The organism is Janthinobacterium rivuli (assembly GCF_029690045.1).
Taxonomy (GTDB): domain Bacteria; phylum Pseudomonadota; class Gammaproteobacteria; order Burkholderiales; family Burkholderiaceae_D; genus Janthinobacterium; species Janthinobacterium rivuli.
In genome coordinates this window covers 942,794-954,714 of record NZ_CP121464.1, presented here as the reverse complement: position 1 = coordinate 954,714, position 11,921 = coordinate 942,794, and the positions used below count along the sequence as shown (strand labels likewise).

11 protein-coding genes are annotated in these 11,921 nt (G+C 65.4%); 7 read left to right on the top strand and 4 right to left on the bottom strand.

Annotated elements, in window-relative coordinates; translation table 11 throughout:
• The first annotated feature begins 4 nt into the window (after nt 1-4).
• Nucleotides 5-652, top strand: a complete 648-nt coding sequence (locus P9875_RS04275; protein ID WP_278317664.1) for a response regulator — start codon at nt 5-7, stop codon at nt 650-652.
• Here P9875_RS04275 and P9875_RS04270 read toward each other — a convergent pair.
• Nucleotides 649-3,135 (bottom strand): TonB-dependent receptor, encoded by a 2,487-nt coding sequence (locus P9875_RS04270; RefSeq protein ID WP_278317663.1) that lies wholly within the window; start codon nt 3,133-3,135, stop codon nt 649-651. The two genes, P9875_RS04275 and P9875_RS04270, sit on opposite strands and share 4 nt — an antisense overlap.
• Before the next feature lie 93 nt (nt 3,136-3,228).
• Nucleotides 3,229-3,690 (bottom strand): Lrp/AsnC family transcriptional regulator, encoded by a 462-nt coding sequence (locus P9875_RS04265; protein WP_034784295.1) that lies wholly within the window; start codon nt 3,688-3,690, stop codon nt 3,229-3,231.
• A gap of 99 nt (nt 3,691-3,789) precedes the next feature.
• On the opposite strand from P9875_RS04265, the gene ilvB reads away from it, so the two are divergent.
• Nucleotides 3,790-5,541, top strand: a complete 1,752-nt coding sequence (gene ilvB / locus P9875_RS04260; protein ID WP_278317662.1) for a biosynthetic-type acetolactate synthase large subunit — start codon at nt 3,790-3,792, stop codon at nt 5,539-5,541.
• A gap of 39 nt (nt 5,542-5,580) precedes the next feature.
• Here ilvB and P9875_RS04255 read toward each other — a convergent pair whose 3' ends face one another.
• Nucleotides 5,581-6,513: a helix-turn-helix domain-containing protein gene (locus tag P9875_RS04255; protein WP_278317661.1), complete on the bottom strand. Its 933-nt coding sequence runs from the start codon at nt 6,511-6,513 to the stop codon at nt 5,581-5,583.
• A gap of 85 nt (nt 6,514-6,598) precedes the next feature.
• Between P9875_RS04255 and P9875_RS04250 the strand changes: the two genes are divergently transcribed.
• The 5 genes from P9875_RS04250 to bamE are packed head-to-tail and all read left to right on the top strand — an operon-like array spanning nt 6,599 to nt 10,048.
• Entirely contained in the window at nt 6,599-8,041 is a 1,443-nt protein-coding gene (locus P9875_RS04250) for a cytochrome P450 (RefSeq protein ID WP_278317660.1), read from the top strand.
• 35 nt (nt 8,042-8,076) lie between these two features.
• A complete protein-coding gene (locus tag P9875_RS04245; protein WP_278317659.1) occupies nt 8,077-8,538 on the top strand; it encodes a GNAT family N-acetyltransferase in 462 nt (153 codons plus the stop codon).
• Nucleotides 8,535-8,894 (top strand): nucleotide pyrophosphohydrolase, encoded by a 360-nt coding sequence (locus P9875_RS04240; protein WP_278317657.1) that lies wholly within the window; start codon nt 8,535-8,537, stop codon nt 8,892-8,894. The genes P9875_RS04245 and P9875_RS04240 overlap by 4 nt, the downstream gene beginning before the upstream one ends.
• 60 nt (nt 8,895-8,954) lie before the next feature.
• Complete coding sequence (locus tag P9875_RS04235) at nt 8,955-9,743, top strand: hypothetical protein (protein WP_278317656.1); 789 nt, start codon at nt 8,955-8,957, stop codon at nt 9,741-9,743.
• On the top strand, nt 9,740-10,048 hold the full coding sequence (gene bamE, locus P9875_RS04230) for an outer membrane protein assembly factor BamE domain-containing protein (protein WP_278317655.1): 309 nt from the start codon (nt 9,740-9,742) through the stop codon (nt 10,046-10,048). The genes P9875_RS04235 and bamE overlap by 4 nt, the downstream gene beginning before the upstream one ends.
• 97 nt (nt 10,049-10,145) lie before the next feature.
• On the opposite strand, the gene P9875_RS04225 is transcribed toward bamE, so the two are convergent.
• Nucleotides 10,146-11,801: a methyl-accepting chemotaxis protein gene (locus P9875_RS04225; protein ID WP_219313470.1), complete on the bottom strand. Its 1,656-nt coding sequence runs from the start codon at nt 11,799-11,801 to the stop codon at nt 10,146-10,148.
• Between the last annotated feature and the right edge of the window lie 120 nt (nt 11,802-11,921).

Here is an 11,921-nt window from a genome sequence, read left to right as displayed (position 1 = left end):
GGCCATGACCCCGATCCGCGTGATGCTGGTCGACGACCACCCGGTGGTGCGCACGGGCTACCGGCGCCTGCTGGAACAGGGCGGCGATATCACCGTCGTGGCCGAGGCGGGCAACGGTGAAACCGCATATGGTTTGCACCTGGAGCACGCGCCCGACGTCTGCGTGACGGATTTGTCCATGCCCGGCATCGGCGGCCTGGAATTGCTGCGCAAGCTGCTCGCCCGCGACGCCGGCGCCCGCGTGCTGGTGTTTACCATGCACGACACGCCGCAGCTGATCGCGCGCGCGTTTGACGGCGGCGCCTGCGGCTTCGTCAGCAAGCAGGCCGACCCGGAACACCTGGTCGACGCCGTGCGCGCCGCCCATGCGGGCCGGCGCTACCTCGATCCGCACAGCGCGCCTGACGTGCTGCAAGGCACGGCCCGCAGGGAGGCGGAACGTTTGAGCAGCCTGAGCCAGCGCGAATTCGAAATCTTCCGCCTGCTGGCCGAAGGCCGCAGCGCCGCCGACTGCGCCCGCCTGCTGCACCTGAGCAGCAAGACGGTGGCCAACCACCAGACTTGCATCAGGGAAAAGCTCGACGTGCCCGGCCCCGCCGCCCTCGTCCATCTTGCTCTGCGCAACGGCGTCATCGAACAGATCCACCCTTAAAACACGTAGCGCAAGCCCGCATTCACGCTGCGCGGCGCGCCAGCCGCATAAAAGGTCGCGTTGACCATCGGATATTCGCCGTTCACGGCCGGCAGTGGCCGGGCGGCGAAATTGCCGTTGGCGTCGAAACCCGTCGCGCCCAGCTGGGCCGCCGTCGCATAGTTGCGGTTGAACAGGTTATTCACCTGGGCGAACACGCTCAGCTGCGGCGTCAGCTGGTACTTGCCGTTCAGCTCGACCACGGCGTAGCCGCCGCTCTTGCCCGCGCCCAGGTACGCTGGGCCGCCCGCCTGGTGCGCATTGTTTTCATTGCCGCGCGCATACGCGCTGGAGACGGCCGTCATGGCCAGGCCCACCGTCCAGTCGCGCCCGCCCTCGTAATCCACGTGCGCTTTGAAAATATGGCTCGGTGTCAAAGGAATGCGCTTGCCCGGCGTAATCGCGATATTGCCTTCGAGGCCGGGCGCGTCCGCGTCGCTGCTGCTGTTGGCACTGCCGTTGACCGTCTCCCGGCTTTGATACGTCGCCTGCAACCACGTGTAATTGACGCCGAAGTCCAGCGCACCCGCCTTGCCGTCCAGCGCCAGCTCCACCCCCTGGTGGCGCGTCTTGCCGAAATTTTTGAAGTAGCCGAAACCGGCCTGGTTGTCGGCGACGAACAGGATATCGTCGTGGTTTTCCGCGCGGAACAGGCCCGCGCTCCAGCGCGCCAGCTCGCCCCACTGGCCGCGCACGCCCGCTTCCCACGTCTTCGTCACCACCTGTTTCAAGGGCGGGTCGCCGGCCATGGCGTTGGGCAGGCGGCACGGGTTTTCCGGGTCGGCGCAGCCAAGCTCGATGGCCGTCGGCGTGCGGCTGCCTTCGTTGTAGCCAAGGTAGGCGCTCACGCCCGCAGCCGGCGCATAGGCCAGGCCGATGGCGGGATTGAAGCGGCTGAAGCGGTGGTCGCCATCGAGCGAACCGCTGCCGCCGCCCGGCGTGATGGCGTCGCGGTTGCGCACGGTGCTGCGGTTGTAGCGTCCGGAAACAGTCAGGGTCAAGTCTTGCTTGAGCGCAATGCTGTCGCTCGCATACACGCTCCAGGTGCGCATGCGCCCGCTCAAGTCGACCCGGTTATCCACTGGCGTGCCGTCGTCGCCGATCTGCGTGCCGTCGGCAAAGAAGTCCACGGGCGTGATGCCGCGGTCCGGGTTCAGGTAGCCGAACTGGCTGGTCTGGCGAAAGGTGGCGTGACTCGTGTCGAAGGCGGCGCCGGCCGTGACGGCATGGCGCGATCCCGCCAGGTCGGCCAGCGCCGTGAACTGGCCCGAAAAACCGTAGTTTTCCTGCTGCGTATGGCTGCGGTTGATCATGCCATTGCATTTTTCGGCCGGCTCGTCGTTCAGCAGCACGTTGGCTATGCAACGCCATTTCGGAAACGGCGTATTGCCCGCATTCGCCCCGCTGGCGGGAAAGCCCGTGTAGCCGGCCGCCGCCAGGGCGGCCCGTTCGGCCGCGCCGGGCTGATAGATGGACTGGTCGAGCGACTCGTCGTTCAGGTCGCCGTTGTAGGTGTGCGTGTCGATCTTGCGGTAGTAGACATTGCCGGACAAGAGCAAGGCAGCGCTGGCCTGGTGTTTGCCCGTCAGGTTCAGCAAGGTCGACCTGTTTTGCGTCAAGTCCGGCTTGGTGTAGACGCTGCGGTAATCGCGCGCCAGCAGGCGCTGTTCCTGCAAGCCGTTGCCCGTCAGCGCATTGTCCGCGTGGGCCACGGTGGCGGCAATGTCCGTGCGCGCATCGCTCCAGCCGAGCTTGCCGAACAGCTGGCGCACGTCGGACGGGGAATCGTCGCGCCAGCCATCTTCCTTGAAACGGTTGCCCGTCACATACCAGTGCCAGCCTTGCGCATTGCTGCCGCCATGTTCGAACTCGACACCGCGGCGTTGATCGGAACCCAGGCGCGCCTCGACGGCGGTGCCGGAATTGCTGCGGCCATCCTTGGTCTGCAGGGCCAGCGCGCCGCCCAGGGTGTTGAGGCCGAACAATGGATTCGAGCCCGGCATCAGGGTCAGCGATTTGATGGCCATGCGCGGTATCAAATCCCAGCTGACGACGTCGCCAAACGGCTGGTTCAGCCGCATGCCGTCGAGGTACACAGAGAGTCCTTGCGGCGTGCCCAGCAACGGTGACGCCGTATAGCCGCGGTAGCTGACGTCGGGCTGGAACGGATTGTTCTGCACCTCGTTCACAACCACGCTGCCCAAGTTGCGGCGCAGAAAGGCGGATAAGTCCAGCGCGCCGCTGGAGGCGATCTGCTGCGCGCTGGCCGTCTGCACGGGCGCGGCGAACGTGTCACTCGCCTGCTCCACGGTGGGCAGCGGCATGCTGCCCGTGATGATGACGGTGGGCAAGTCACCCGAGGCGGCCAGGCTTGCACCAGCAGGCTCGGCAGCCTGCGCCTGGCACAGCGCCATGGCCGCGGCGGCGAATAAAGTCAGTTTCATGCGGGTCCCCAGTTTTATCATGGTTTTTATGTCTGTCCAGTATCGGACAGCCACCATCGATGAACTAGGGAAAAACTCCCGCCGTGCGGGGAACTAACGCTGCAAGGGCAAGTAACTCTGTTTGAGCTGGCGCAAGACAAAGCTCGATTTGCTGTGGCGGATGCCGGGAATTTTATACAGGCGCTCGCGCAGCAGCCGTTCATAGTCGCGCGTGTCGCTCACCGCAATGCGCAAATAGTAATCGTAGTCGCCGGAAACAAGGAACGCTTCCAGCACTTCCGGGATCATGGCCAGCGCGTGGCCGAATTCGAACAGGGCCTGGTCGGAATGGTCGTCCAGCGTGACTTGCACGATGACGGTGTCGGCCAGCCCCACCTTGGCCGCGTTGACGTTCACCGTGTAGCCTTCGATGACGCCATCGTCTTCCATGCGCTTGATGCGCGCCCAGCATGGCGACGAGGTCAGGCCCACCTTGGCGCTCAGCTCGTGCAGGCTGATGCGGGCATCCTGCTGCAGGGCCGTCAGGATGGCGAGATCGAATTTATCGAGCTTCATTCTGTCATATCCTTATTTCACAGCAAATTTTGCTTAAATAAGCATTCTATACGAGAAAACCAGCAGCCTTTTCTGCCGGGGCAAGCAGAAAATAGATACATGAAACCCGATCCCGCTCCCCTCCTCGCTCCCGCCCACGATCTTGCGCCGCGCAACGGCGCCAGCACCCTGATCGACACCCTGCTGGCCCTGGGTGTCGACACCGTCTTCGGCTATCCGGGCGGCGCCGTGCTGCCCCTGTACGATGCGCTGCACGCGCAACCGCGCTTGCGCCACGTGCTGGTGCGCCACGAGCAGGCGGCCGTGCACGCGGCCGAGGGTTATGCGCGCAGCACGGGCCGGCCCGGCGTCGTCTTCGTCACGTCCGGCCCCGGCATGAGCAATACCACCACGGGCTTGCTCGACGCCCTGTGCGATTCGGTTCCCGTCATCTGCATCAGCGGCCAGGTGGCCACTACCAGCATCGGCACGAACGCCTTCCAGGAATGCGACGCGCTGGGCATTTCGCGCCCCGTCACCAAGTGGAACCGGCAAATCCGCGCGGCCGACGAGACAGCGGCCGTCGTGCACGAAGCGTACGCGCAAGCCACGCAAGGGCGGCCCGGTCCCGTGCTGATCGATTTTCCCAAGGATATGCAACTGGCGCCCGTTGCGGACCACACGCCGCCGCCATCCGTCGCAGCCGTCCCTGCTCCCCTGCCCGAGGCGGCCGATATCGAGCAAGCCGCCAGCCTGATCGCCGGCGCGCGCCAGCCCGTGTTCTATGGCGGCGGGGGCCTCATCAATTCCGGCCTCGATGCCTGTGCCGCCTTCGGCCAACTGGTGAAACTGGCGGCCGCGCCATGCACCTTGACCCTGCTGGGCCTGGGCGCCTTTCCCGCCGCGCACCCGGCCTTCCTCGGCATGCTGGGCATGCACGGCACGCTGGAAGCGAACCTGGCCATGCACCACGCGGACCTGATCGTCTGCGTCGGCGCCCGCTTCGACGACCGGGTGACGGGCCGGCTCGACGCCTTCTGTCCTGGCGCAAAGGTCATCCACATCGATATCGACCCTGCCTCCATCCATAAAGTGGTGCGCGCCGACGTGGCCCTGCGCGGCGATTGCGCGCCCGTGCTGGCGGCCTTGCTGGCGCAGCTGCGCGACCGCTTGCTGGCCGACCGCCAGCCGTGGTGGCAGCGCATCGATGGCTGGCGCGCGCAGCATAGTTTGGCCTTCGACGACACACAGGAAGTGATCGCGCCGCAGGCGCTGATGCGACGGCTGCAGGCGGCGCTCGATGGCAAGGACGCCATCGTCTCCACGGACGTGGGCCAGCACCAGATGTGGGCGGCGCAGCATTTGCGCTTCGAGCAGCCGCGCCGCTGGCTCACCTCGGGTGGCGCCGGCACCATGGGATATGGCTTGCCGGCCGCCATCGGCGCGCAGATCGCCCATCCGGGAAAATGCGTCGTGTGCGTCAGCGGCGACGCGTCGATTTTGATGAATATCCAGGAACTGGCCACGGCCGTGCAGCACCGCCTGCCCGTGAAAGTGGTGTTGTCGAACAATGGCTACATGGGCATGGTGCGCCAGTGGCAGGAACTGCATCACGGCGAGCGCTACAGCCACAGCTACACGGCAGCGCTGCCCGACTTCGTTGCCCTGGCACGCGCCTTCGGCTGGCAGGCGCACACGGTGAGCCGGCGCGAGGAGCTCGATGCGGCACTGGCGGCCTGCCTGGCATCGAGCGGCCCCTACTTCCTCGACGTACGCGTGCATGGCGAGGAAAACTGCTTCCCCATGATGGCGCCGGGCGCGGGGCATCATGAAGTGACCCTGTCCAAGGGCAAGGTGTACAGCGAACGGTAATCCGGCATGACCACCGGCCGCGCCAACGATGTTGCCGGATTACGCCCAAATCCTGTAGACCCAATAACTTTCATCCTCGCGGCTGGCGCGCGCCAGTTCCGTGGGGCTCAGGCCCGTGATGGCGCGCACTTCGCGGCACAGGTGGGCCTGGTCGGCGTAACCGCCCTCGGCGGCGATATCGGTCCAGGAAGCATTGCCTTGCAGCATGGATTCTCGCGCGTCGAGAAACGACTGTTCCGCGCGGCGCATGCGGCGCAGGGTGCGCATGGGCTGGCCGGCCCAGGCCTTGATGCGGCGCTCGATATTGCGCGCGCCGCTGGCCAGGCCCGTCGAGGCCGCCTGCACGCCCAGGCGGCGCACCCAGTCCTGGATGGCGCCGGCCGGATGGTCGCCGCCCTTGCGCGCCAGCGCCCAGCGCGGCGCGAGGAATGCTTCCACCAGCGCGATGCGCGCGTCATCGTCGGGTGCGGCCAGCACGGCGTCGGACAAGGCCAGCCAGTCGGCGTCGAACAGCGGTGCCAGCGGACGCACCTGGTCGAACAGGGCCGCCATGTCGATGCCCGTCAACGCATGCAGGGCGGCCGGATACAGCATCACCATGAACGAGTGCACGGGGCCGGGGTTGTAGCTGACCAGGGGATAGCCGCGCGGCCCGCTGAACAGGGCGGGCGGCATGCGCACGTGCAGCAGGTCGGGAGCGGGCGCGGCCGCCTCGACGTCGCCCGCGACCGTCCACAGCAGGCAGCACATGGGCGTGGCGGGAAAGCGGTTCAGGCGCTGCGCGGGCGGCAGCGGCGCGCAATGCGTGGTGTCGCGCACGAGGAAGGCGCGCACGCAGGAAGCGAGCGCGGTGCGCGGCGCGATCAAACGGGTCAGGGGCGATGGGGCGGCAGGCATGGCGACGATTGTACCGGCAATTTTCGGCGCCGCGCGCGCTGTCGTATTCGTTCCTGTCGTATTCGTTCCTGCCATATTCGTTCATGTCGTATTCGTTCAAGACGCGTGCGCGCAAGCGCGCTACAGTCAGGCCATCGTTCCACGACAACAGGAGCTTGCCATGCCACCACTCGACCACGTCACCGCACCTGCACCCGCCACCACCCTGCGCCAGATCCGCCAGTTGCCGGGGCCATTCGCCTTGCCCATCATCGGCAACGCCATGCAAGTGAGACTGCCGCGCATCCACCGCGACGTGGAAGGCTGGGTACGCCGCTATGGCCCCTTCGTGCGCGCCTGGTTTGGCCGCACCCTGGTGCTGGTGGTGGCCGACAGCGAGGCCGTGGCCGCCGTGCTGCGCGACCGCCCGGACGGTTTCCGCCGCCCCCTCAGCAGCTACACGATTTCGGTGGAAATGGGCGGCATCCCCGGCGTCTTCCTGGCCGAGGGCAGCGAGTGGCGCAACCAGCGCCGCATGGTCATGGCCGGCATGGCGCCGGGCGCCATCAAGGCATATTTCCCCGCGCTGGTGACGGTGGCGCAGCGCCTGCAGCGGCGCTGGCAGCATGCCGCCACGCAAGGCCAGGCCATCGCCCTCGATGGCGACCTGAAACGCTACACGGTCGACATCATCGCCGGCCTGGCCTTCGGCAGCGAAGTCAACACGCTGGAATCGGGCGAGGACGTGATCCAGCGCCACCTGGACGCCATCCTGCCGGCCGTGGCACGGCGCAGCCTGTCGATGCTGCCGTACTGGCGCTACGTCAAACTGCCCGTCGACCGGCGCCTGGACCGCGACGTGGCAGCGCTGGACGTGGCCGTGGCGCAACTGGTGCAGCAGGCGCGCGAACGCATGGCGCACGACCCCGCGCGGCGCGTGCGGCCACCGAACCTGCTCGAAGCCATGATCGCCGCCGCCGACGAAAAGGACAGCGGCGTGAACGACCGCGCCGTGGCCGGCAATGTGCTGACCATGCTGCTGGCCGGTGAAGACACGACGGCCAACACGATTTCCTGGATCATCTATCTGCTGCAGCGCCATCCGCACAGCCTGGCCAAGGCGCGCGAGGAAGTGCGGCGCCTGGCGCCCGACGTGGCGCAGTTCAGCGTGGCGCAAATGGATAGCCTCGACTACCTGGGCGCCTGCGCCAGCGAGGCCATGCGCTTGAAACCGGTGGCGCCCTACATTCCGCTCGAAGCGCTGCGCGACACGGTGGTGGGCGACGTGGCCGTGCCCGCCGGCAGCATGCTGTGGTGTGTGATGCGCCACGACAGCGTGTCCGATGCACACTTTCCCGACGCGCAAGCGTTCCGGCCCGAGCGCTGGCTGGAGGGCAGCGCCGAGGCGAACAACAAGCGCGCCGCCATGCCGTTTGGCGGGGGCTTGCGTACCTGTCCCGGCCGCTATCTGGCTTTGCTGGAAATCAAGATCGCCATGGCCATGCTGCTGGGCAGCTTCGACATCGCCGGCGTCGACACGCCCGATGGCGGCGAGGCGCAGGAGCTGATGGGTTTTGTGATGTCGCCCATCGGTTTGACGATGCGCCTGGCGCGGCCGCAGTGATACCATGGGGGAAGTCCCATTCATTCGACCTCCCCATGACCATCCGCCTGGAATCGCCACAGCAAGCCGACGTGCAAACCCTGATCGCCGAGCTTGATGCCTATCAACAGACCCTGTACCCGGCCGAGTGCGTCTACTCGCTGGACCTGGCATCGGTGCCATCCGATACCCTGCTGTTTGCCGTCGCCCGCGATGCCGATGGCCGCGCGCGCGCCTGCGGCGCCATCGTCGTCACGCCCGATTTCGGCGAGGTCAAGCGCATGTACGTGCACCCGGACAGCCGCGGCCTGGGCCTGGCCAGGCGCCTGCTAAGCTTGCTGGAAGAGCAGGCGCTGGCGCGCGGCTGCCGCTTGCTGACGTTGGAGACGGGCATCCACCAGCCCGAAGCCATCGCCCTGTACGCGCGCCACGGCTACCAGCGGCGCGGGCCGTACGGCGACTATCCCGACGACCCGTTCAGTGTCTTCATGGAAAAACCACTGCAGGCGGCGGCATGAGCGCGCCGGCCGACAGCCTGTCTGATATCCGTGCACGCCTGCGCGCCTTTGCCGACGAACGCGACTGGGACCAGTTCCACACGCCGAAAAATCTGGCCATGGCCCTGTCCGTGGAAGTGGCGGAACTGGTCGAGCACTACCAGTGGCTGCCCACGGGCGCGGACGCCGAACTGGACGATGCCAAACGCACGGGCATCCGCCACGAGCTGGCCGACGTGCTGATGTACCTGGTGCGCCTGGCCGACAAGAGCGGCGTCGACCTGCACTCTGCCGTGCTGGAAAAGATGGCACTGAACGCACAGAAATACCCGGCGCAACAGGTACGCGGCGACGCGCGCAAATATAGCGAGTACTGAGCGAATACTGAGACACTCACGCGTGCGTGGCTGCCGCGCAAAAAAGCGTAGCATCAAGCCATGCGTATTAATCTCTCCCTGCTGCTTGCCTGCCTGCTCCATGGCCCGGTCGCCTTGGCGCAAACCGCGCCCGTGCCGCAAGTCAAGGTCGACGCCACGCGCGACCCCGTCGATAAATCCTACCGCAAGATGCTGCAGGGCGTGGACCGCTTCGAACGCGACCATGCGCTGGCGCCGCAGGCAGTGCTGCGCTTTCGCTTGCTACCGCGCCAGCCCGGTGTGAACATGACGGGCGTGCGGCTGCGCATCGCCGGCGACACCGTCAGCATCCCCCTGCCCCTGGCCGAGGACAACAGCTTTGCCCCCGTGCGCAATGCACAGGCCGCGCGCGAAGACGCCGTGCTGATCGCCAACCGCAAGGCCACCACCATGAGCTGGCGCGCGCAAGTCATCACGCCCGGCTTGCCGCCCGGTACGCGGCGCCTGGGCGACTTGCGCCTGGAATGCCGCGCCGGCATGGATTCGGGCCTGATCTCGAACGACCCGCAAATCATCGCCTGGCTGTCCAGCATGCTCTATAGCACGGACAAGGTCTGTTCCGAGCCGGACGGCAACTATTTGTTCTTCACGGAGCGCCCCCTGTTCGGCGTCACCCTCGTGCATGGCGAACGCAGGGTTACGCTACCGTTCACGATGCTGTACGCGGGCGGCGAGCAGACCCCCGCCTCACTGCCCTACTGCGATTGCCAGGTCTTGCTCGACCGCACGTATTACGCGCCCTTGTGGGATGCCAGCTGGCCCGACGACACCCTGCTGGAATTTACTTACATGGACGAGGTGGCGCCATGAAGTGGTTCAGTGTCTTCGTGCTGGCGCTGCTGGCCGCCTGCTCCGGCACGCGCGCCTTGCATGCGAGCAAGAATGTGCCCTACGCTACGCTGGAGCAAACGGTGCAAGCAGGCATCAGCACGCGCGAGCAAGTACGCGCCGCGCTGGGCGAGAGCACGTCCATCCGTTTCGACAGCGGCAATGAAGTGTGGATGTACACCTACCCGGCCGCCTCGGGCGCGCAGGGAGAGTACGTGATTCTGTTTGGCGGGGATGGGGTGGTGAAGAAAGTACGCAGCGGGGAAGTGTACCGGGTGAAGCAGTAAGAGTACCCCACAGGCAAAACCCGGGGTCAGACCCGACGGGGGAATGCGCCCCAATGGGGAGCATTCCGATCACGCAGTGACTGACCCCAGCATTTTGCTACCTGGCCTTTAACAGCGCCCTTGCTGCCACACCCGCACCCACGCTACGCCCCACGCCGGCCGCCTTGCGCTTGGGCGAGGCCTTTAATTTGAAGATGCCGATCGACTGGGCCACGCTCTCGGTGCGCTGCGCCAGGCTGCTGGCGGCCGCGGCCGCCTGCTCCACCAGCGCCGCGTTCTGCTGCGTGATGCCATCCATGTGGATGACGGCCTGGTTGACTTGCCCGATGCCCTGGTTCTGCTCGCGCGTGGTCGAGGAAATCTCGTCCATCACTTCCGTCACGCGGGCCACCGAGGCGATCACTTCCGTCATGGTGGCGCCCGCATTGCTGGTCAGCACGCTGCCCGCATTCACGGTGGCGATCGAATGGTCGATCAGGTTTTTCACTTCTTTTGCCGCTGTTGCCGAGCGCTGCGCCAGGCTGCGCACTTCGCCGGCCACGACGGCAAAGCCGCGGCCATGCTCGCCCGCGCGGGCCGCTTCCACGGCCGCGTTCAAGGCGAGGATATTCGTCTGGAAGGCGATGCCATCGATCAAGCCGATGATGTCGAGAATCTTGCGCGACGAGGTGCTGATCTCGTCCATCGTGGTGACCACTTCGCTGACGATGGTGCCGCCCTTGGCCGCGACGGTCGACGCCTGCGCTGCCAGCTTGTTGGCCGTGTCCACGTGGTCGGCGCTGTTCTGCACGGTGGACGTCAGCTCTTCCATGCTGGCCGCCGTCTGTTCCAGGCTGGACGCCTGCGATTCCGTGCGGCTGGACAAGTCCATATTGCCCGTGGCGATCTCGGCCGTGGTGATGCGGATATCCTCGAAGTTGGCGCGCACGTCGCCGATGATGCTGTGCAAGTTGATGTTGGTCTGGCGCAAGGCCGCCATCAATTGGCCCATGTCGTCGTCGCGCACTTTGTCGATGACGCCCGTCAAGTCGCCGCCCGCCATCTTGCGCGCCATCGTGACGGCGTCACCCAGCGGAGCGACGAGCGAATTGTGCAGATGGGCCCAGAAATACAGCATCAGCGCGACGGCGGCGGCGGCGGCACCGCTGAGCCAGCTGCGCGTGGCCGTGCTTGTGTCTCCATCGATATTCCACACGGCGCAGCCGAGGATGGCCAGCACCACGCCAAAGACGATGCAATGGAAGGCCAGGTCTTGCGACAGGGTCAGCTTGCGCCATTCGGCCAGCTTGGCGACCCAGCCCTGGCGCACGACGCGGCCATTGCGGATCGCCAGCTTGGAGGTATTGCCGTCTTTGAAACTTTTATACAGGGCTGCCGCTTCGTTGATCTGCTCGCGCGAGGGCTTGGTGCGCACGGACATATAACCGATCGGGCGGCCGTTTTCGATCACGGGCGTGATATTGGCGAAGACCCAGTAGAAATCACCGTTCTTGCAGCGGTTCTTGACCATGCCGGTCCACGGCATGCCCGTCTTGATGGTGTCCCACAGGTCGGCAAACGCTTCGGCCGGCATATCGGGATGACGCAGGATATTCTGTGGCGCACCCAGCAGTTCCATTTCTGAAAAACCGCTGACTTCAATGAAATACTGATTAGCGTAATTGATGTTTCCCTGTAAATCCGTCGTGGAAACAATCGTCATGCCTTCATTTAATACGTATTCATTTTGCGTGATAGGCGTATTGACCCGCATCGTCGCTCCTCTATTTTTTTTCAACTAGCATAACAAAAACATAAAAACAATATACCACATCAAGCACCCTTGATATATCGCTTCGGCGACAGTGACACTGGTCAAATAATTTAATAAAAA